This is a genomic window from Saccharophagus sp. K07 (assembly GCF_014336955.1).
Lineage (GTDB): Bacteria > Pseudomonadota > Gammaproteobacteria > Pseudomonadales > Cellvibrionaceae > UBA5868.
Map to the genome: position 1 here is coordinate 409,184 of NZ_QRAI01000003.1, position 21,626 is coordinate 430,809.

General features: G+C 49.7%; 20 protein-coding genes. 11 read left to right on the forward strand and 9 right to left on the reverse strand.

From position 1 onward, the window contains the following. Positions 1 to 45: 45 nt before the first annotated feature. The 3 genes from DWB84_RS11475 to DWB84_RS11485 form a co-directional block, all read right to left on the reverse strand. Positions 46 to 381: a hypothetical protein gene (locus DWB84_RS11475; protein WP_187409930.1), complete on the reverse strand. Its 336-nt coding sequence runs from the start codon at positions 379 to 381 to the stop codon at positions 46 to 48. After that, complete coding sequence (locus tag DWB84_RS11480; protein WP_187409931.1) at positions 378 to 869, reverse strand: 2OG-Fe(II) oxygenase; 492 nt, start codon at positions 867 to 869, stop codon at positions 378 to 380. Before DWB84_RS11480 ends, DWB84_RS11475 begins: the two co-directional genes overlap by 4 nt. Before the next feature lie 128 nt (positions 870 to 997). After that, positions 998 to 1,873, reverse strand: coding sequence for a GlcNAc-transferase family protein (locus DWB84_RS11485; RefSeq protein WP_187409932.1), 876 nt, complete (start codon positions 1,871 to 1,873; stop codon positions 998 to 1,000). Positions 1,874 to 2,124: 251 nt separating this feature from the next. Between DWB84_RS11485 and DWB84_RS11490 the strand changes: the two genes are divergently transcribed. Both DWB84_RS11490 and DWB84_RS11495 read left to right on the forward strand, forming a co-directional pair. Further along, a complete protein-coding gene (locus DWB84_RS11490; protein ID WP_187409933.1) occupies positions 2,125 to 3,006 on the forward strand; it encodes a hypothetical protein in 882 nt (293 codons plus the stop codon). Between the two features lie 23 nt (positions 3,007 to 3,029). After that, on the forward strand, positions 3,030 to 3,533 hold the full coding sequence (locus DWB84_RS11495) for a hypothetical protein (protein ID WP_187409934.1): 504 nt from the start codon (positions 3,030 to 3,032) through the stop codon (positions 3,531 to 3,533). A gap of 215 nt (positions 3,534 to 3,748) precedes the next feature. Here the strand turns inward: DWB84_RS11495 and gyrB are convergent, their stop codons facing one another. Genes gyrB through dnaA form a run of 4 tightly spaced genes read right to left on the reverse strand, consistent with a single transcriptional unit; the run spans position 3,749 to position 10,042 of the window. Next, entirely contained in the window at positions 3,749 to 6,169 is a 2,421-nt protein-coding gene (gyrB, locus tag DWB84_RS11500; protein WP_187409935.1) for a DNA topoisomerase (ATP-hydrolyzing) subunit B, read from the reverse strand. Beyond that, positions 6,166 to 7,299 carry a DNA replication/repair protein RecF gene (recF, locus tag DWB84_RS11505; RefSeq protein ID WP_187409936.1) on the reverse strand — a complete coding sequence of 378 codons (1,134 nt, stop codon included), beginning with the start codon at positions 7,297 to 7,299 and terminating at the stop codon, positions 6,166 to 6,168. The genes gyrB and recF overlap by 4 nt, the downstream gene beginning before the upstream one ends. Positions 7,300 to 7,317: 18 nt before the next feature. Continuing rightward, entirely contained in the window at positions 7,318 to 8,424 is a 1,107-nt protein-coding gene (dnaN, locus tag DWB84_RS11510) for a DNA polymerase III subunit beta (protein WP_187409937.1), read from the reverse strand. 40 nt (positions 8,425 to 8,464) lie between these two features. Next, positions 8,465 to 10,042, reverse strand: coding sequence for a chromosomal replication initiator protein DnaA (gene dnaA, locus DWB84_RS11515; protein WP_187409938.1), 1,578 nt, complete (start codon positions 10,040 to 10,042; stop codon positions 8,465 to 8,467). A gap of 504 nt (positions 10,043 to 10,546) precedes the next feature. On the opposite strand from dnaA, the gene rpmH reads away from it, so the two are divergent. The 9 genes from rpmH (at position 10,547) to DWB84_RS11560 (ending at position 19,371) form a co-directional block, all read left to right on the forward strand. Then, entirely contained in the window at positions 10,547 to 10,681 is a 135-nt protein-coding gene (rpmH, locus tag DWB84_RS11520; protein WP_187409939.1) for a 50S ribosomal protein L34, read from the forward strand. Positions 10,682 to 10,708: 27 nt separating this feature from the next. Continuing rightward, on the forward strand, positions 10,709 to 11,137 hold the full coding sequence (rnpA, locus tag DWB84_RS11525; protein ID WP_255428956.1) for a ribonuclease P protein component: 429 nt from the start codon (positions 10,709 to 10,711) through the stop codon (positions 11,135 to 11,137). After that, the gene (gene yidD / locus DWB84_RS11530) at positions 11,095 to 11,379 is read left to right on the forward strand and encodes a membrane protein insertion efficiency factor YidD (RefSeq protein WP_187409940.1); all 285 of its coding nucleotides are present in this window, start codon (positions 11,095 to 11,097) and stop codon (positions 11,377 to 11,379) included. The genes rnpA and yidD overlap by 43 nt, the downstream gene beginning before the upstream one ends. 20 nt (positions 11,380 to 11,399) lie before the next feature. Further along, a complete protein-coding gene (yidC, locus tag DWB84_RS11535; RefSeq protein ID WP_187410112.1) occupies positions 11,400 to 13,055 on the forward strand; it encodes a membrane protein insertase YidC in 1,656 nt (551 codons plus the stop codon). A 20-nt stretch (positions 13,056 to 13,075) separates the two neighbouring features. Continuing rightward, the gene (gene mnmE, locus DWB84_RS11540; RefSeq protein WP_187409941.1) at positions 13,076 to 14,428 is read left to right on the forward strand and encodes a tRNA uridine-5-carboxymethylaminomethyl(34) synthesis GTPase MnmE; all 1,353 of its coding nucleotides are present in this window, start codon (positions 13,076 to 13,078) and stop codon (positions 14,426 to 14,428) included. A 599-nt stretch (positions 14,429 to 15,027) separates the two neighbouring features. After that, complete coding sequence (mnmG, locus tag DWB84_RS11545; protein WP_187409942.1) at positions 15,028 to 16,923, forward strand: tRNA uridine-5-carboxymethylaminomethyl(34) synthesis enzyme MnmG; 1,896 nt, start codon at positions 15,028 to 15,030, stop codon at positions 16,921 to 16,923. 23 nt (positions 16,924 to 16,946) lie between these two features. Next, the gene (gene rsmG, locus DWB84_RS11550) at positions 16,947 to 17,573 is read left to right on the forward strand and encodes a 16S rRNA (guanine(527)-N(7))-methyltransferase RsmG (protein ID WP_255428957.1); all 627 of its coding nucleotides are present in this window, start codon (positions 16,947 to 16,949) and stop codon (positions 17,571 to 17,573) included. A 35-nt stretch (positions 17,574 to 17,608) separates the two neighbouring features. After that, entirely contained in the window at positions 17,609 to 18,418 is an 810-nt protein-coding gene (locus DWB84_RS11555; protein ID WP_187410114.1) for a ParA family protein, read from the forward strand. Between the two features lie 11 nt (positions 18,419 to 18,429). Further along, positions 18,430 to 19,371: a ParB/RepB/Spo0J family partition protein gene (locus DWB84_RS11560; protein ID WP_187409944.1), complete on the forward strand. Its 942-nt coding sequence runs from the start codon at positions 18,430 to 18,432 to the stop codon at positions 19,369 to 19,371. A 41-nt stretch (positions 19,372 to 19,412) separates the two neighbouring features. On the opposite strand, the gene DWB84_RS11565 is transcribed toward DWB84_RS11560, so the two are convergent. Next, positions 19,413 to 20,234: a hypothetical protein gene (locus tag DWB84_RS11565; protein ID WP_187409945.1), complete on the reverse strand. Its 822-nt coding sequence runs from the start codon at positions 20,232 to 20,234 to the stop codon at positions 19,413 to 19,415. A 77-nt stretch (positions 20,235 to 20,311) separates the two neighbouring features. Next, on the reverse strand, positions 20,312 to 21,313 hold the full coding sequence (locus DWB84_RS11570) for a hypothetical protein (RefSeq protein WP_187409946.1): 1,002 nt from the start codon (positions 21,311 to 21,313) through the stop codon (positions 20,312 to 20,314). Between the last annotated feature and the right edge of the window lie 313 nt (positions 21,314 to 21,626).

The window sequence follows — 21,626 nt, forward strand, 5'->3', positions numbered from 1 at the left end:
GGCCATCAAGTCCGGATTTGATGGCCTCGGGATTAATACAGCAAGTTACATCATGCCTTTAAGTTTCAGTTGTTGCTCCATCTGAGAAATCTTTCTCGTCAGTTGCACCAATTGAGCATTAATCTGCGTATATTGATCTCGCGGATCCCGCATTCCGTCAGGTGAAGGTGGTGGTGGAGGGGGTGTACCATGGCTACCAGGTACTGGTTCGCTCTGATTAGTATTGCCATTCGGAAATAACGTTGCGTATTCTCGAATGATTTCTGCTATCAAATACGGTGATTTGCGCAGATCTATAGTATCACCATATCGCTTAACGATTTCTTTTATTGCTTTCTCTTGCTGTTTAACAGTTTCATCAGGATTGTTTAGCTTTTTCATAATGCCTCCATTGAATGTTTGAAATTGCTCTGTCGCTGCCAAGTTTGCAAAATCACCTTGATTCCTCGAACAACCGGTTCACCAGAATGAATCATCGCGAAATTTGGATTTCCTGTCGCCAATAGGTTGTCCCAAACCACTAATCGACCAGGAACCGGCTTGATCCATAAATTTAACGCACGAAAATATGTCTCTCCCCCTTCCAGAGGGGCTTGCAAGTACAGCAGGATCGTTTTAGTTCGTGGGCCTTCAGGATCTTGGTCACCTGAGTGGCTGTCTAAATGGGGTTCAAAATATTGACCTGGATAATAACGAGTAACCTGCCAGGGCTCCCAATTGCTTGGATTGAGATCTTTTACTCGAGAAACAACTCTCGTTGTAATCTCCAATAACACATCATTAAATTGGTCCCGAGGAAAAAACAGCGAATTGCTGGTTCTGCAATTTGAATAACCATATTCCAATTTCTTACCATCTTTTATGCTCATAACAGCGCTTCTTTCCCAAAGGCGATTATCAAAACTCAGCAAGAGACGATTGCACTCATTCCGCGACAAGACTCGATCGAAAATGTTGATTTGATTCTGCCGCAATCGGTCAATAGAACTAGTTCGATTCATATCACCAAGTCCCAGCCAACCAACTGCTTAAAGCTATTGAAGCTTCGTTTCTTTCCACGCGGGAAACCGCTAAGCTCTTGTCCGAGAAGGCTCGCTCGCACTCGCTCATAAGAGACTTGATTCAACTCCGTCCAATCTTGATGATCATCCCAGTGTGTCACTCGAGTGCCGCGATCATAAAGATGCCAGGCAACCAATTTTTGCGGATGAAAAAAATCGTAACCATGACAATGTGCGCGTAATGCAGTCGTAATATCGTCACCGAAAAAATAAATGTCGGGGTCTATCGGAACCTCCTCATTGAACCGTCCGTCCGCGAAAACAAAGCACATTCCGAGAAATCTGGCGGGCACTGGCTCTTTCAGCCAGCGGAATAAAGGTAAATACTCTGCATAAAATCGGATCAACATCCCCATCTCATGATTTCTAGGATAGATTTTTGTAGGAAAGTTGGCGCGATCCTGAGGAAAGTTCTGCGGAGAATAATAAGCTGGAGGTAAGGTGGAAATTATCGGCTTTTTGTGCCCTTGCCTTTTGAGCTGTATCATCGTCTGAACGAGGTATTTATCCCAACCTTTGACAAATCGTAAATGTGAATCGATTAGAAAAGAGTATTCTTGTCCATCCCATTGTTGTTGCAAAATTCGCCGAGCCCAGCCACAACCTCGACTTTTCCGCCAATCAATATCAATAATATTGACCTGTGGATTCTCGGTAATGGATTTTGGCAAAACTTCAGATGCGTCGTGCTGCCAACATATCCAGACATCCAATGCTTCCTTGTCTTCCGCATTCTCGAAAAGACTCGTAATGGTGGATGCGAGCTCTGAGTCTCGATATGCCGGTATTTGCACAAATATTCGCTGCTTCATTTTGGCATAGCCCTCACCTTTTTTCTTAACCTACAGGTGATTTTGCTCGTTTCCAGAGATTATTCTGTGAAAAATTACCCTCTTTTTTGTGCCAAATTACAGGCTACTAAAATGGACTAATACCTGTGAATTTTTCACATATTTCCAGGTAATTCTCCCTGACATAGAAAAAGCAGATCCTAAAAAATTATGGCGGAAAACTGAAATAGTTTTTCTATCCATTAATAGCTAAATAGCTGAAGGAATTGGCCATGCAAAGAAAAATCCTAATTTTTCTAATACCTTTATTTTTTGTCAGCGCTTATCTCCTCGTGGGCTGTGAAATTACGCGCACGGTGAGCAACAAAGATAAGCCAGTGTCGGGAGCCACGGTTTTCGAGCTATACGTTCCTCAAAGCAATCCGGATAAGGCTTTTAATATAGTATTTGTACCGGATTCGTCTTACGGAGATTTGTCGGTTCTGGCAAATCGGCAAGCGTTTGTGGATGATATGGCGGACGTTATTGAAAATGCGTATTGGCAGAATCAAGCGTATTTCAACGGGCTATTTTATTACAATTATTATTACATGACCGCAACAGGTTCAGTTACCGAGAATCCACCCGATACAAAAGGAAACTTTCGCTGCCCAACCGTGGTGTGGCCCTCTCAGGTCAACACCGACGCCGCATTTGCTGACCAACTTGTCTTAATACACCGAAACAAACTGCGCGACTGTGGCGGCGGTGGTCGTGTAACGGCAGAACCAAACAGCTACAGAACCATAGTGCACGAGACGGGGCATGGATTATTTGGGTTGCCCGATGAATACTGCTGTGACAGTAGTTATTCAGAGGTGCGTCCAATCCTCTATGCCACGCAACATGGTTGCACAACCGACCCTAACAACGCTTCCTGGCGCAACTGTGTATCTATGACATCTTCCCGAGATGGATCCGTATGGTGGCGGTCTCAAGGAAATATCACTACCAATTTAATCATGCGCAATACTGAAAATGAGGTTTGGGAATCGGGTCCAGCTGATTGGTTTTTAATGCGCAAAATTTATCAAGATGCCTTAGGCGTATCCATCGATGACCCGAGCGTATTTGCTCCCGGACAATGGAGTTATTCCGTTCCTCCCGCACCTTGATCACCACGAAAGGAAATCAAATTATGAAAAATCTATTCTATTTTTGCTTATTTGTGCTTTTCTCAAATATGGCCAATGCTCAGGTCGTTGACAACCGTGTCCATGGACCAACCAAAGTTGTCACAAGTTCTAAACCAGTGCCGATGGATCGACCTCAGGCCAATAAACAAGTTGCTGTAGTGACGCTTTCTTTCGATTTCGTCGATGGCAAATTGCAGAGTGCACGTAAACTCTCATCCAAGCGGATTCAAGCCTATGCGCCCAAGGTTTTCGCCCGCCAAAGCGGAGATTGGGAAGTATTAATCCGCGGAGCCGGAGACCACCGTTTCTACATCGCAAATCCAGGTTATCGCGAAGCCGAACCTCATTCCAGTTCAAACGATAAATATGAATGGATTGGAGTTACCGGTCGTGTCGAATTGCCTTTGATCGTGCCGCTATATCACAAGGAGGAAACTCTACAAGTCAGTACAATAACAATAAAGGACACACGCACAGGTGAAATTATTTTGGAAACATCAATTTAGTTTCCGATGTTCGCACAGAAAAATGCAGATTGTTTTTCCAGCAATCTGCTTCCATCCAAGAAAGGTAGTGAACAGCACGCGTTTTTGCGGACTTTTGGGATTGATAATTAAAGGGAATTCATTTTTTGGATTCAAAATATAGTTCGACAATATTCAATCCAAAAAAATGGGCCGTATAAACGGCCCATTCAAATCAATTAAAAATTTAATTTCAATTACACATCCAAATTCGCCACATAAAGTGCGTTGGTTTCAATAAATTCCCTACGCGGTTCCACGTGGTCGCCCATCAAACATGTGAAGATTTGATCGGCCGCAATCGCATCTTCGATGGTGACTTTCAACATACGGCGAGTGGCTGGATCCATGGTGGTTTCCCAGAGTTGTTCCGGGTTCATTTCACCGAGGCCTTTGTAGCGTTGGATGTTATAGCCTTTTTTCGACTCCGCCATGATCCAATCCAGAGCTTCTTTAAAGCTGCTCACAGGCTGTTTGCGTTCACCTTTGGTAACGTAAGCACTGGGTTCGAGTAAGCCTTCCAGTTTTTCACCCAGGTTGCGCAGGGCGCGGTAATCGTGGGATTCGACGAACTCGGGGCTGATACGAACGACTGTCGGCACACCGTGGGCGGTAACTTTCAATTCCGGCAGATACAGATTGCGCTCAGTATCGTTGTGGATAGTCACTGCATAGCGGTGCGTACGCGAAGTTTCGCTTAACTTGTTAAGACGTTCGCTCAACAATTGATTCCACGGAGAAATTTCTTCTACGGAAGATAGTGATTGCTTACTTACAGTTGGCAGATAGATGAGTTCTTCCAGTACTTCTTTTGGATACAAGCGCGAAAGTCTATCGATAATCGCCATGCCTTTGCGGAATTCTTGCACCAAGCTTTCAAGTTGTTCGCCCGAAATCGGTGGCGCATTTTCGTTGACGTGCAACGCGCAGGATTCCAGAGCCGCGTTGGTCAAGAATTGGGTCAGGGCTTCGTCGTCTTTCAGGTACTGTTCCTGTTTACCTTTGCTGATTTTGTAGAGCGGTGGCTGAGCGATATAGACGTGGCCACGCTCCACCAATTCGCGCATTTGACGGAAGAAGAAGGTCAACAACAGGGTGCGAATGTGCGATCCGTCGACGTCAGCGTCAGTCATGATAATGATGCTGTGGTAACGCAGCTTATCGATATTGAATTCGGAATTACCAATACCGCAACCGAGCGCCGTAATCAGTGTGCCCACTTCTGCAGACGACAGCATCTTGTCGAAACGCGCTTTTTCGACGTTCAGAATTTTACCTTTGAGAGGCAGAATAGCTTGGGTTCTGCGGTCGCGGCCCTGTTTAGCCGATCCACCCGCTGAATCACCCTCCACGAGGTAGAGTTCGGAGAGAGAGGGATCTTTTTCTTGGCAGTCGGCCAATTTTCCGGGTAAGCCAGCGATATCCAACGCACCTTTGCGGCGAGTCATTTCCCGCGCTTTACGCGCTGCTTCACGAGCGCGCGCGGCATCGATCATCTTGCCGACAATGGCGCGGGCGTCTTGCGGGTTTTCCAGCAAATAATCGTTCAGGCTGTTGCCCATCTCCTGCTCTACCGCTGCCTTCACTTCGGAAGACACCAGCTTGTCTTTGGTTTGTGAGGAGAATTTCGGATCTGGCACTTTTACGGAAATGATGGCGGTCAGACCTTCGCGGGCATCATCGCCAGTGGTCGCGACTTTTTCCTTCTTCGCCAGACCTTCTTTTTCGATGTAATTGTTAAGACCGCGGGTTAATGCCGCACGGAAGCCAGCCAAGTGGGTACCACCGTCGCGTTGGGGAATATTGTTGGTGTAACAAAAAATGTTTTCCTGAAAACCATCGTTCCACTGCATGGCGACTTCTACACCAATGCCATCTTCACGCTGGACGGTGAAATGCATGACTTTGTTGAGCGTGGTTTTATTTACGTTGAGGAATTCAACGAAGGCTTTGAGGCCACCTTCGTACTGGAACACTTCCTTCTTACCCGTGCGCTCATCCATCAGCAGGATCCTTACGCCCGAGTTAAGGAACGACAATTCACGCAGGCGTTTGGCCAGGATTTCGTAATGGAACTGGATATTGGTAAAGGTTTCTGGGGACGGTTTGAAGCGAATTTCGGTCCCCTGGGCGTCGGTTTTACCGATCACTTCCAGCGGTTTTTCTGGTACGCCGTGGTGATAAACCTGCTCAAATACCTGCCCCTTACGGCGGACGGTTAAGCGCAGAGTTTCAGACAGCGCGTTTACAACCGACACACCCACGCCATGGAGACCACCAGATACTTTATAGGTGTTGTCATCGAATTTACCACCGGCGTGCAGAACGGTCATGATGACTTCCGCTGCGGATACGCCCTCTTCGTGCATCTCAGTCGGAATACCGCGACCATTGTCGCTGACGGATACAGATTCATCTGGGTGAATGGTGACTTTGATTTCGGTGCAATGCCCTGCCAGTGCTTCGTCAATGGAGTTATCCACGACCTCGAACACCATGTGGTGCAGGCCGGTGCCGTCATCCGTATCGCCGATGTACATACCTGGACGCTTTCTCACTGCGTCCAAACCTTTCAGCACTTTAATACTCGACGAATCGTAATCTTTGTTCTCTGTCATGGGATACTCCGGTGACATGGTTGTTCAGTAATCTGCCCGTGTTTCACGTGAAACAATTTTCTCGCGCCCTCTTCTTCCGAGGAAACACGAGCGGGCCAAATACGATTTATCAGGGACAAATCGATCCCTGTCATAAAACTTTGTACGCGCTCCAAGTTGCCGATCCATTTGCACAGACGCTGGACATTCTGCTCATCCAACTCTGCTGGCAAATCATCAATCAAAAGGACACAGTCGCGCGGATTATTCTGCAAGAACGCCTCTAGCTGAGCGAGGTAGAACGCCGTAATCACTGCCTTTTGCTGGCCCCGGGAAAACAGTTCTACCAAGGGTCTCTTATTAAAGGTGAAACGAACATCACTTTTGTGGGGCCCCAGCGAGGTGTAGCCAAGAGCCAAGTCACGCTCAAAATGAGCATCGAGCTGCTCAAGCAAAGGCTTTGATGTATCCCAACCCGCCTGGTAGCTCATTTCAAAATGGCCCGACTCGATAAAGTCGCATTCCTTAAGGTAGTTTCGAGTGATGGATTCGAAAGCCTCAACCACTTCTCTCCGATAAGAATCGATTTCCCCACCAAGCTTAGCTAAGGCATTGTCCCAAATAGCGAAATCTGGGCGCTGTATTCTATCAGATCGGAGGAGACTATTCCGCTGCTTGAGGCAGCGCGCATAGTCCGACCAAACCCGACGGAAATTTGGTTTCACGTGAAACACTAACCAATCAACAAATGCCCTTCTCTCGGATGGTCCACCTTCCAGCAACTGAAAAGAGTGGCTATCAATTACCTGACAGGGTAAGAGCGCCGCCAAATCCGCAGCACTATTAATGACTTCGCCGTCGAGCTTGAACAGGCTGGTGCCATCGCGACCGCGTGTAACACCCAAACGATGGGGTATGCCCTGTTGGGCAAAGTCGCAATAGATGTGGAACGCCGGTTGATGATAGGAGATCAGGTTTTTGAACTTACGAGTGCGGAAGGAACGGCCCAAGCCGAGAGTATGAATGGCTTCCAAAAGAGAAGTTTTTCCCGAGCCGTTTTCACCTTCGATAAGGCTGACGTCCTTCCCTGGACGCACTTCAACGGATTTCAAATTGCGGAAATCGTCCACTACCAGGCGGGTAATGGGCATAAAGTAAATCCGCTTACCTTAGAGTCGCATCGGCATAACGACGTACAGAGAGTCGCTATTATCAGGCTCTTCGATCAAGGCACTGCTATTGGAGTCAGCGAGAGTAATACGCAGATTCTCGGAAGAGATGACATTTGCCACATCCTGCAAATAACTGACGTTGAAGCCAACTTCAATCGGCGAACCTGCGTAATCCACAACAACTTGCTCTTCCGCTTCTTCCTGCTCCGGGTTATTGGCAGTAATGGTCAACAATCCTTCGGTCAGCACAAAGCGTACACCGCGATATTTTTCGTTGGAGAGAATGGAGGTTCGGGTAAATGCCTGACGCAATTCTTCCCGATTACCGATCATGATCTTGTCCCCATTACGCGGCAATACGCGCTCGTAATCCGGGAACTTGCCATCGACCAGTTTAGAGGTGAAAACAAAGGATTCAGTGATCGCTCTTACATGGCTGTTGCCAATGATGATTTCTACTGGTTTCTCTGGCTCACACAGCAAACGCGCCAATTCAATAACACCTTTGCGCGGCAGAATGGCTTGCTTCAACTCCTCGGACAAAGAAGTATTCACTGGGCGGGTGCACATCGCTAAGCGGTGACCGTCAGTGGCAACCACTCGCAATGAGTCTTGATGCAACTCCCACAACATACCGTTCAAGTAATAACGAACGTCCTGTTGCGCCATAGCAAAACTGGTGCGATCAATAAGACGTTTGATCTCGGCCTGCTCGCAGCTGAAGCTCAGATCGTTGTCGCCCAGTTCAATCGCCGGGAATTCACTGGCAGGCAAAGTAGAAAGAGTGAAACGGCTGCGCCCGCTTTTTACCGTGACTTTCTGATCCTGGTAGAGGAACTCTATGATCGAACCTTCCGGCAGGCTGCGGCAGATATCCAAAAACTTTTTCGCTGGAACCGTAATTTCACCGTCGACGCCTGGGTTTTCCAAAGTCACTCGGCCGATGATTTCCACTTCCAGGTCGGTACCGGTAAGGGACAACTTCTCACCTTCCAGCACCACGAGGACGTTTGCCAGAGCGGGTAGCGTTTGGCGCTTTTCGACCACACCAGCAACCAGCTGCAAAGGTCGTAACAAGGCTTCGCGTGATACGGAAAATTTCATTGTGCAGTCTCTTTAAATTGATAGTTATAAAACTGATAAATCAGGTCGTCAGGGTACGCAGAAGATTTTTAACGTCTTCGCGGATGTCCGCATCTGAATCGAGAAGTTCTTTGATCTTGCGGCAGGCGTGCAACACGGTTGTATGGTCACGCCCTCCAAATGCATCGCCGATTTCCGGCAAGCTGTGATTAGTCAGTTCTTTCGCCAAATGCATAGCGACCTGGCGGGGCCTTGCCACAGAACGGCTGCGCCTTTTGGAGTGGAGATCGGAAACTTTGATTTTGTAGTATTCCGCGACCACTCGCTGAATATTGTCGATGCTGACCAAACGATCCTGCAGCGCCAGCAAATCCTTAAGCGCTTCCCGTACCAAGTCGATGGAAATTGGCCGCCCGGTGAAATGCGCATTGGCGATTACCCGCTTGAGCGCACCTTCCAATTCACGCACGTTGGAGCGAATTCGCTGAGCGATAAAAAACGCCGCATCGTTCGGCAGATCCATGGCCGCCTGCTGCGCTTTCTTCATTAATATAGCAACGCGCGTTTCCAGCTCCGGCGGCTCTATAGCAACCGTAAGCCCCCAACCAAAACGCGACTTCAAGCGCTCTTCCAAACCGTTGATTTCTTTTGGATAGCGATCACAAGTCAGAATGATCTGCTGACCACCTTCCAGCAGCGCGTTAAACGTGTGGAAAAATTCTTCCTGTGAACGCTCTTTACCGGCGAAGAATTGAATGTCGTCAATCAACAGAGCATCGACCGAACGGTAATAGCGTTTAAAGTCGTTGATGGCGTTGAGCTGCAGTGCTTTTACCATGTCAGCGACAAAACGCTCGGAGTGGAGATAAACCACTTTGGCGTTGGGTCGGCGATTAATTAACGCGTTCCCTACTGCGTGCATCAAGTGGGTTTTCCCCAATCCCACACCACCATAGATAAATAGAGGGTTGTAGGCACCGCCGGGATTTTCCGCCACCTGAGTCGCTGCGGCTAAACCCAACTGGTTGGATTTACCCTCAACAAAGTTGGCGAAGGTAAAACTCGTATTCAAATAATTTCGATGGGTGAGGCCGCCTTCGATATCTTCTTTCGCAATTCTGCGACCGGAAGGCTCATGTTCATTCAGATCACTCGGGCTGACCGGCCGGGACAACATAATGTCCTGCTCTTCTGCCGGTATATCACCCACCATATCGCGGTAAGCCCCGGCCGTGCCGTCCAGGCCCAAATCACTCATCGAAGAAAATGACGATGAATTGGAACGCCGCTCAATTAATGTCGCATCGACGGTCGAGTAAGAATCATAAGATGATGTTGCATGCACAGGAGCCGGTGGCGGAGTCGGAACCGCGGCTGGTGTCGAACGTAAAAAGGCCGCTTCCTGACGAGCCATAACACCCAACTCAACAGGACCCTGGCCTGTTTCCGCAACAATCTCGCGAATCCGATGCAGGAATTTATCGTTAACCCAATCGAGCACAAAACGGTTGGGCGCGAACAGGCGCAACCCGCTACCGTCATGATCGGCTTTCAACGGCCTAATCCACGTATTGAACTGCTGTGCGGGCAACTCGCCTTGCAAACGTAAAAGGCAGCGCTCCCATAGAGAATCAGGCAAAGGAAATACTCCGGTTATCTTGTCGTTATATTCAAGATGCCGCTTCGCAAACAGCACGAAGCTAAGCCGACAGGGAAGCCAGCAACCTGCGGCAGAAATGGACGGCCATTCTACCGACTTCCGCCAAAGTTATCCACAGACAACGCGAAATAAAATTGTGTGTAACTTTCGGCGTAGACCGCCTTACAAAGTACGAAATTTGCTTATGCGGAACTTATGCCGCGAATTTCGCCATTTCCAACGACAAAGAAAAATTCAACAGGCCAAAGCTGAATAAAGTTGATCTGTGGAAAAATCTGTGGATAACTTGAACAAAAACTGTACAGATCCTGGGAGAAGTGAGATAAACCAAGCGTTGTATGAAACCACCCCCGGATCGACATGAACAATAAATGCTCGTTGCGCCCGAACCGCTTTTTCTATATCATGCCGCGTCCTTAAACGGCCTGGGTTTGCCAGGACAAAGACTCAAACTAATCCGCATATCCCTCAGGTAGTGATGTCATGAAAAGAACATTCCAACCCAGCATTTTGAAGCGTAAGCGTACTCACGGATTCCGCGCTCGCATGGCAACCAAAAACGGTCGTAAGGTTTTGGCTCGTCGTCGCGCTAAAGGTCGTAAGCAACTGGTTGCTTAATTCCAGCTCTGCTGTGGTGTTTCGGCTTTGAATGTTTCCTCCCTGAGCCCCGAGGGCTCCGATCAAATCGAAGCCGGCACCTCTTCTACTCCGCGCTTTCAATTTCGTAAGAAACAACGTCTTTTAAAGCAGGCGTTGTTTTCTGCTGTATTCGCTGACGCACCGATTCGAGCGTCCCATCCCAATTTTCTGATTCTCGCCCGGCCGAACGATCAAGGCATCGCTCGCATTGGACTCGTCATACCGAAAAAACACGTGCGCCGCGCCAATCACCGCAATTGCATCAAACGCATTGCGCGCGAGACCTTTCGCAATGAGCAGCACAATCTTCCCGCGATAGATGCTATAGTTCTCGCCCGGCGCGGAGCCGAGATTGTCCCCCGAGAGCAGCTGACTTCTTTATTTACCGGTTTATGGAAACGCATCTCCAAACGTGCAAATGCGCCCACCCCATAAATCGGCTGAGTGTGCGATTGCTGGTGGCACCGATCCGGTGTTATCAGTATTTGCTTAGTCCCTGGCTGGGTCACCACTGTCGCTTCCAACCCACCTGCTCACACTACGCCATAGATGCGCTCCATCATCACGGACCCTTAAAGGGCCTCTGGCTCGCAATACGGCGTTTGAGTAAATGCCATCCCTGGCACCAGGGTGGTTATGACCCGATTCCCACCAAACCCGAACAATCAACACATTAAAAGATGGTTAATAAATGAAGATGGATTGGCTACGCACATCCTTAATTGCCGGTATCGCTTTTATTTGTTTTTTACTGGTGATTCGCTGGGGCGAGTTTCAAGAACGCCATCAACCCAAGGTTGACCAGACCACTGTTTCCACCGGCACTGCACCATTGGAAACATCCGAAGTTCCAGATATCAGCAGTTCGACGGTTCAGTCTTCCGACGATCAAATTCCAACGCCGAATGCACCTATTCAGTCGAGTGCAGGCTGGGTTCGCGTAACCACAGACGTGTTGGATGTGTTGATCGATCCCAATGGCGGCGACATAGTCAAAGTCGCATTGCCGACCTTCTTGAAAGCATTGAACACTCCAGACGATCCACTGGTATTGCTTAATCAAACCGACTCGCACACTTATGTTGCACGCAGTGGCTTGGTTGGACCCAACGGCACGGACACTACCGAGTCGCGTCCGCGTTTCAGCAGCAGCCAAAAACAGTATTCCCTGAATGGCCAGGAGCAGATCGACGTCGATCTGACTTATCAACAAACGCCGGATATCACCATCGTCAAACGCTTTTCCTTTAAAAAAGGCAGCCATTTGATCGACGTGCGTTATCTGATTCAAAACAACAGTTCCGCCCCTTGGCAGGCAACGCTGTACGGTCAGATCAAACGCGACAGCTACAATCCGAATCGCAGATCCTCATTTGAAATGGCGCCATTTCTCGGCGCGGCTACCAGTACTACGGATAAGAACTATCTCAAGCTGACCTTCGACGATATCGCCGATGAGCCTTTGACGCACAAAAAACAAGGCAGCTGGGTCGCCATGGTGCAGCATTATTTCTTGAGCGCCTGGGTTCCGCCGCAAGACACTCTCAACGAATTCCGCTTATTCAAAAGCAAAAATGCCGACATGTATTACCTGCAGTTCACTGGTCAGCCATTCAACGTCGCTCCAGGTACAACTGGTGAAGTGGCCGCTGGTTTTTACGCAGGTCCTAAAGATGTCAAAACCTTGGAGACTATTTCTCCTTACCTCGACCTGACGGTGGATTACAGTTTCCTGTGGTGGATTGCCAAACCTCTTTTCAAAATTCTCCATGCGATTCACAGCGTGGTTGGCAACTGGGGTGTGTCGATTATTTTGTTGACCTTGTTGATCAAAATCATCTTCTTCTACCCCTCTGCCGCCAGTTACAGATCCATGGCGAAAATGCGCAAAATTCAGCCCAAAATGCTGGAGCTGAAAGAGCGGTACGGTGAAGACCGACAGAAGTTTTCCGCCGAAATGATGAAGTTGTACCGGCAAGAAAAGGTCAATCCATTCGGCGGCTGTTTGCCGATCCTGATTCAAATGCCGGTATTCCTTTCACTCTATTGGGTTTTGATGGAAAGTGTTGAATTGCGCCAGGCGCCATTCATTCTGTGGATCCAGGATCTGTCAGTGCGTGATCCTTATTTTGTTCTGCCGTTGATCATGGGTCTGACCATGTGGATCCAACAAAAGCTCAACCCAACACCGCCGGATCCTACCCAGGCCAAGATCATGCAAATGATGCCGATCCTGTTCACCTTCCTGTTCCTGTTCTTCCCGGCAGGTCTGGTGCTGTACTGGGTGGTGAACAACTCTCTGTCTATTGCCCAGCAATATGTCATCACCAGAAATATCGAGAAGTCCGCTTAACTTCTCGCTCGTATTGATAAATGACTAGGACCACCATCGCCGCTGTCGCCACCGCACCAGGTCGCGGTGGCGTTGGTATTGTCCGGGTCTCAGGACCCAAAGTTTCCGATATTGCCCGGCGTCTGCTGGGCAAACTCCCCCAACCGCGTTACGCCCACTACGGGCCGTTTTTCTCCGCCGACGGCGAAATTCTCGATCACGGCATAGCCCTGTTTTTCCCCAACCCGCATTCCTTCACTGGCGAAGATGTCCTGGAGTTGCAGGGTCACGGCGGTCCCGTGGTGCTCGACTGTATCCTGCAAGCGGTTTTAGCGTGCGGTGCTCAACTCGCCAAACCCGGTGAATTTACCGAACGCGCTTTTCTCAACGACAAAATTGATCTGACTCAGGCCGAAGCCATCGCCGATCTGATCGAAGCCTCCTCCGTCGCTGCCGCCAAACAGGCTGTGCAGTCGCTCCAGGGTGCGTTTTCCAAGGAAATTCATGCGCTGGTGGAAGATCTGATCCACCTGCGCATGTACGTGGAGGCCTCTATCGATTTTCCGGAAGAGGAAGTGGATTTTCTCAGCGACGGTAAGATCGCCGCAGACCTCGATGAACTCTTACAACGCCTCGACACTATCTTCCTGACCGCCCGCCAAGGTGTAGTGATCCGCGATGGTATGAAGGTGGTGATCGCCGGTCGGCCAAACGCCGGTAAATCCAGCCTATTGAATGCTTTGGCCGAACGGGATATCGCCATAGTGACTGATATCGCCGGCACTACTCGCGATGTATTAAAAGAACATATTCAAATCGACGGCATGCCTCTGCATATCTTCGATACCGCGGGACTGCGCGAGAGCGATGACGCCGTCGAACAAATCGGTATCCAGCGCGCCTGGCAGGAAATCGCCAGCGCAGATCGCATCCTCCTGTTAGTCGACGCCTCGGCCAGCCAAAACCAGGAACTCGACCATCACTGGAATCAACTGTTACAAGCGCCTCACCGGGACAAGCTGACCCTGGTATTCAACAAAAGCGACCGACTGACCTCTCCATTCCAGCCACCTGAACTGGATCTCCCCTATTTGCTGATTTCCGCCAAAACCGGCGCCGGACTGCAAAACCTGAAAGATCATCTGAAACAGGTAATGTCGTTCCAAGGAACCCTGGAAGGTGGCTTTAGCGCCCGTCGCCGCCATCTGGATGCCTTGCAACGCGCGCGCGACTATTTGCTGGCCGGGCGTGACCAACTGCAACAGTACGCCGCAGGCGAGCTGCTCGCCGAAGATCTGCGTCGCGCCCAGGAGTCCCTCGGCGAAATCACTGGCGCGTTTTCTTCGGACGACTTGCTCGGACGTATCTTTTCCGGTTTTTGCATCGGCAAATAAATCTTGCTCCCACCCATTCCTTCCTTTTTCTAGCTCTTTCAGGCTCTTAGCCAAGAGTCTGTTTTAGAGTTATCCAATCCTTTCCACAGACTTATCCAAACTTACGTGCAAAAAGCCCACAAACTTTTCCACAAAACTAAGCTTCCGGCCATAAAAGCCCAAAGCAAGCCAACAAGAAACCCACAGACTTAACCACAAACGTGGATAACTCAGACAAAAACTGAGTGTTAGCTGGTAGCAAAAATTGTTTTTGTCCACAGAAAACAGGGGCTTTTGGCGAGACATGGCCAAACTGGGTTTTTCTGACCACAGGCACCACACCCTTTTTGCCTGCCTGAATACAGTTCTGTTGCAAGGTTTATCCATTCTTCAAACCATTGTGGCTAAAAGCATTTTTCCGCTTATGCACAACCGAAGGCGAGCATAACAGCCACAACAGATTCAAACCTTCTCTTCTTCATATTCAAATTCTTTTCTTAAATTCTTATGTACTTTTTTATGTTTTGTGTATCGTTCGTTTTTTGATCGATCGAGGAAAATTCTCTATAATCGCCGCCCTCCTTCGATTAAACTGGCAACTTTTCCTCGGTGAAGACCCCATGATTTACCCTAAATCCTTCGATGTAATCGTCATCGGCGGCGGGCACGCGGGCACGGAAGCGTGCTTGGCAGCGGCTCGTATGGGCTGCTCTACCCTTTTGTTGACTCATAACATCGAAACACTGGGGCAGATGAGCTGTAATCCAGCCATCGGAGGAATAGGAAAGAGCCACCTGGTCAGAGAAATCGACGCTCTGGGTGGTGCTATGGCGATCGCCACAGATAAAGCCGGCATTCAATTTCGCATTCTGAACAACCGCAAAGGCCCTGCGGTGCGAGCGACACGTGCACAAGCCGACCGCATTCTCTATAAAGCGGCCATTCGCCACATTCTGGAAAACCAACCCAATCTGACGATTTTTCAGCAAGCGGCAGACGACCTAGTCGTTGAAGGGGACCGAGTTACTGGCGTTGTGACCCAGATGGGTGTGCGCTTTAACGCCCGCGCTGTGGTGTTAACCACCGGTACCTTTCTGTCCGGCAAGATTCACATAGGTTTGCAGAACTACTCCGGCGGTCGCGCCGGCGATCCTCCGTCGATTGCATTAGCACAGCGCTTGCGCGAACTGCCGTTAAAAGTGGGACGTTTGAAAACCGGCACGCCGCCGCGCATCGATGCGCGCACGGTGGATTTCTCCGGACTGGAAGAACAATGGGGTGATACGCCAATCCCGGTAATGAGTTTCCTGGGTAAAGTGGAAGACCACCCGCGCCAAGTCTGCTGCTGGGTCACCCACACCAATGAACGCACCCACGACATTATTCGCGGCGGCTTGGACCGCTCGCCTATGTACTCCGGCGTTATCGAAGGTGTCGGTCCGCGTTACTGCCCCTCTATCGAAGATAAAGTCCACCGCTTTGCCGATAAAAACAGCCATCAGATTTTTATCGAACCTGAGGGACTGACCACCAACGAGCTCTACCCCAACGGTATTTCCACCAGCCTGCCATTCGATGTGCAGCTGGACTTGGTGCACTCCATCAAAGGTTTTGAGAACGCCCATATACTGCGTCCGGGTTACGCCATCGAATACGACTTTTTCGATCCCCAGGATTTGCAATACAGCTTTGAAACCAAAGTCATCAAAGGCCTGTTCTTTGCCGGTCAGATCAACGGCACTACCGGCTACGAAGAAGCCGCTGCCCAAGGCCTGCTGGCGGGACTCAACGCCGCGCTGCAAGTGCAGGAGAAAGACCCCTGGTGCCCGACCCGCGATCAGGCCTATATAGGCGTGCTGGCGGACGACCTGATCACCATGGGAACCCGCGAGCCCTATCGCATGTTCACCAGTCGGGCGGAATATCGTCTGCTGTTGCGCGAAGACAACGCCGATATGCGTCTGACAGAGAAAGGTCGTGAACTCGGCTTGGTGGATGACGTGCGCTGGCAGCGTTTTTGTGAAAAACGCGAAGCCGTCGCCCGCGAAGAACAGCGTATGCGCACCACCTGGATCCAGGCAGGCTCCGCTGAAGCTGATGTTTTGGCGCCCAAGCTGACAACGCCGCTTACCCGCGAATACAACCTGTTTGAACTGTTGAAGCGGCCTGAGTTGACCTATGACGATCTCGGCCAGCTGAAAGGCGAAGGTGTCAGTGATGCCGAAGTTGCCGAACAGGTGGAAATCATCGCCAAGTACTCCGGCTATATCGATCGCCAACAGGAAGAAATTGAGCGTCTGCGCGCCAATGAACAAACCAGCATTCCGGCGGATTTTGATTATTCTGTGGTCGACGGCCTGTCCAACGAAGTGAAACAAAAATTGACCGCTGCGCGGCCGGATACCTTGGCGCGCGCTTCACGCATTCCCGGCGTGACCCCGGCGGCGATTTCCCTGTTGTTGATTACTCTGAAAAAACGCGGTCTATTGCAGAAAAAAACGGTGGTCAATCAGTAGTGATTTCTTCGGAGGAGCATCAGTTGCTGGTCCTTGGCGCGCAAGAGCTGGGACTGGATTTGAAAACCAGGCAAATTGATCAGCTGATGAGCTATCTGCGCCTGTTCGACAAATGGAATCACGCTTTCAACCTGTCGGCGATCCGCGAACCGGAGGCGATGGTCAAGCTGCATTTGCTGGACAGCCTCAGCATAGCGCCGGTATTACAGGGCGAGACCTTTATCGATGTCGGCACCGGCGGCGGGCTGCCTGGAATTCCATTGGCGATCAAATTTCCCAATAAACGGTTTACCCTGCTCGACAGCGCTGGCAAAAAGACCCGCTTTTTGTTTCAGGTAAAACAAGAGCTTGGTCTGGATAACGTAACCGTGGAAAATCTGCGCGCAGAGCAGTTCCGTCCCGCTGAAGGATTCGATGGGGTCATCAGCCGCGCCTTTGCCTCTCTGCCCAATATGATCAGCTGCTGCGCCCACCTGTTGAAGGCTGACGGCCGCTTTTGGGCAATGAAAGGACAAATCCCCGTCGAAGAATTAAAAGAAATTGAACCCGAATATGCGCTAGAGTGCTGCCACAACCTGAAGGTGCCCGGCGTGGAAGCGCAGCGGTGTCTGTTAGTGATCAAGCCCAACGGCAAATCCGGCAGCCTTTGAGCAATCAAGTCTTGAGCAATATCGAGAATAAACGAGTGGCGAAAATTTACGCGATTACCAATCAGAAAGGCGGAGTCGGCAAGACCACCACATCGGTAAACCTCGCCGCGTCCCTGGCTGCAACGAAAAAGCGCGTGCTGATGGTGGATATGGATCCACAGGGCAACGCCACAATGGGCAGCGGGATCGACAAAAACAGCCAGATCGCCACTGTTTACGACGTACTGGTGGATGAGTTGGCGCCGCAGCAGGCGATGGTGTTTTCACCCGATGCTGGATATCACGTACTACCCGCCAACGGCGATTTGACCGCTGCCGAGGTTCAGTTGCTGGAAGTCGACGGCAAAGAACGACGTCTCAAGCGTGCGCTCGACTCCATTGCAACCGAGTTTGATTACATTCTGATTGACTGCCCGCCTTCCCTTAACATGCTCACCGTTAACGCGCTTGCCGCGTGCGAAGGCGTCATTATTCCGATGCAATGCGAGTACTACGCACTGGAAGGGCTTTCTGCATTGATGGGCACGATCAACACCATTCAGCAGGCGCTCAATCCAAATTTGAAAATCGAAGGTATATTGCGCACCATGTACGACCCGCGGATGAGCCTCACCGGCGAGGTATCGGCGCAATTGACCGAACACTTTGGGGACCGCGTCTACCGCACCTGTATCCCGCGCAATATCCGTTTGGCGGAGGCGCCGAGTTTTGGCAAGCCAGTGTTGGGATATGACCGTCAATCCAAGGGAGCCCTCGCCTATCTTGCCTTGGCTGGAGAGATCCTGCGGCGCAATGAACAACATGAACATGCGGATATCGCCGATGCGGCGGTTCTGCAAGGGTAATTGAGTCGCCAATGAATAAAACATCGAAACGTAAAGGCTTAGGGCGCGGATTGGATGCGCTGTTGGGAACCAACACCCGTACAGAAGCGACGCCAGCCGCTCCCGAATCCGCATCTGCAGCCACTGCGGCAACCATGGTAATTGCCAACGCAGGTCCTCGGGACGGTCAGCTGATTGAAGTACCGGTCGAATATCTGCAGCGTGGAAAATATCAACCGCGTCGCGATATGCACGAAGACGCCCTGCAGGAACTGGCGGAGTCCATCAAAGCTCAGGGTGTGATGCAACCCATCGTTATTCGCCCTCTGGATACCAATCGCTACGAAATCATCGCTGGTGAAAGACGCTGGCGCGCTTGCCAACTGGCTGGTCTGGAAAAAATTCCCGCGATTGTGCGCGACGTCCCGGACGAAGCCGCGGTCGCCATGGCGCTGATCGAAAACATCCAGCGGGAAGATCTCAACGTCGTTGAAGAAGCGGTCGCGCTCAAACGTCTGCAGGATGAATTCAATCTGACGCATCAGGAAGTTGCCGATGCGGTAGGTAAATCCCGCACTGCCGTGTCCAATATTCTGCGGTTATTAAATCTCTGCCCCGAAGTTCGTACCATGCTCGAGCGCGGTGACCTGGAAATGGGACATGCACGCTGCCTGCTCAGCCTGAGTGAAGATCAACAACGGATTTTGGCGCGCCAGATCGTTGCCAAAGGTTTATCAGTAAGACAAGCAGAAGCCCTGGTGCGCAATGCACAGGCAGAGCAACAAAAAGCACAAAAAGAAAGCGTAAAAGTCAGCGCGGATATCGAAAGGCTGCAAGAGGGCCTGTCAGAGCATATTGGCGTGCCGGTGCTGGTTCAGCACGGTGCCAAAGGTGCGGGTCGATTGGTCCTCAAATATAACAATCTTGATGAGTTGGACGGCATTTTGAGCCATCTCAACTATCAGACGTCATAAAACCCTTCATCATATGACCCCATCTCATTTCAGAGTTGGGGTCAAAAATACCAGGCGATTTTTCCGGTAAGCGAATAACTTTCCCACTCCATTTCCGGTTGATGCTGATTCAAATAGAGCGGAGCGCCGTTGAGGTATAACGGATATTCCCGGCTTTTATCCATATGAGTGTATTCGAACGCTGGAATCAGACTGATCGTGAAACCCCCGTCCCTGCCAATATCAAAGAAAAATTCTGCTGACGTGTGATGTCCAAAAGACTTTCCGGGTTCAAAGGTCAGCGGATCAGCCTTTCCGTCCATAGAGACGTAAAAGCTCGAATCTATATCTGTCCAGACACGCGCTTCTAAGCGAATCTGAAAGCGTCTGTGCGGAAATAAATTTGCCCGCAAACCAAACATCGCATTGGTGTGTTCTATTTCTTCGTACAGGCCGGAAATGTTTTCGGTTCCGAGAATATTTCGTTCGCGAAACGAACGCCCTACTCCAATAAATGCCGAGGTCTGACCAAAATTGCGGCCGAACAGAAAAGTCGTATCTTCGAGATACAACTCGGTATTGGTCTGCACAAATCGGCCCTGTTGCGTCAAACCGCTATAGTCCACAGTATCGGATGATTCGCGATAAGAAATTTCCGCAAAAAGCCCGGACCGGGTCTGCCAATAAAATCCCCCACCCACAAAAGTGATAGCGCCGGTTTCTTCTAGCAGAGGTTCACCTTGATCATTTAATTCAACGAATTGCTGATCAAAATAACCAACGCTGATGTTTAAGCCGCGCAGATACTTTTGTTCCTCTGCAACAGTAGAAACTGGAGCCAGAACGAAAAGTACTGAAAGCAGCAATAAATGAGAGATTTTCATTGAATTTCCAAGGCCACAAAATAAAAAAGGTCCTATTAGGACCTTATTATAGTGTCATACAGTGCGGACTTTGGTTTCTACTGAGCCTGCAAAGGGCGCAATACCAAGTCTTGCCATGTAGTGGTATAGCTGTCATCGATAGTGCCATCGTCGTCTAAATCCAGCTCGAGCAACAAAGCACCCTCTTCCTGCGGATAAACGTAGACGGTTCCATTTTCACCAAAAATAGCCAATTCTCCTTCGGTAGGTAGGGAGAAACCTTTCCCTTTCAAAGGAGCAAGCGTTTGATAGGAGATATAGGCTTGCGGGTATTTTGAATCCGTGAACTCGCTCGTCATCTCATAGGAGTATTCGCCAGTGGAGTTGTTGACCACTTTGCTCATAGTCAGATCAAACTGTTGGTAAGCGTCGTCAGCAAAATAAAGGGAGTGATGTGACTCTATATCGATACGAACAGAAACGTAGTCGGCGCTGGACGCTTCGTAACTAAAATCACCATTGAAAACAAAGCTTGGGAAGTTGGGTTGTTCAACCGCAAGTGAAGGCACCTTCAAACTGGTTTTGAAGTTGTTTTTCGAAATATTGCCGTTCAATGTGCCACTGACATTGCCATCGAGACCGAAACCACCGTGATTACAACCGGCGAATTCAGCGCTCAGGGTTCCGATCAGATCACGCGAAGGATCTAGAATCAGACTGCCGTCGGCGTTGTTGAGCGAGAAAGAGCCTTTAATCGTACCCGAGTTACTGCAAGGAAATGGACTAATGGTAACCACAATCCCGGTTACCGAATCCTGAGAAAACGGGTTAATGCGATCAGTTGTGATCACAACTGATTTATTTAACGCGTTGGAGCCAGCTTCGTTCAACAGCAATGATTTCAGAGCCTGACTGGACACTTCCGTATAGTTCTCACTGTCCAATACAACCGGAGCCAAATCATTCTGGGGATTTTCGTTAGCCGGAGGAGGAGTAGACTGTTTATTACTGGATTTGGAGGTTCCGCTGCCGCATGCGGTGACCAACACAGTAAACACAGCGAGGCTGAGTGCCTTCATTGTATTGTTTAAAAGGTTCATTTCTAACTACCCTTGATTCTTCGTGTGTAATCAAATAATTAATATGTTTCGCATTCCTAAATCAGACCTAATGCTTAAGCATTAGTATTCAAGGTCGACGATTTACTTCAACAGTATAGACACCTCACCTTCGTGGCCATGACCGCTGAATGACTGCTTTCTTGCTAAACATGTCGGTCCGGCATCTTTGTGGATGACTGGTCCGGCTCGAACCCCTTTCGCAAGGTCAGACTCGACGCGTCTCCTTGATTATTAGGAACTTTTTTTGGTCGCGCCTTTGTGACAAGGGTTAGCTGAGTATATGAGTGCATCT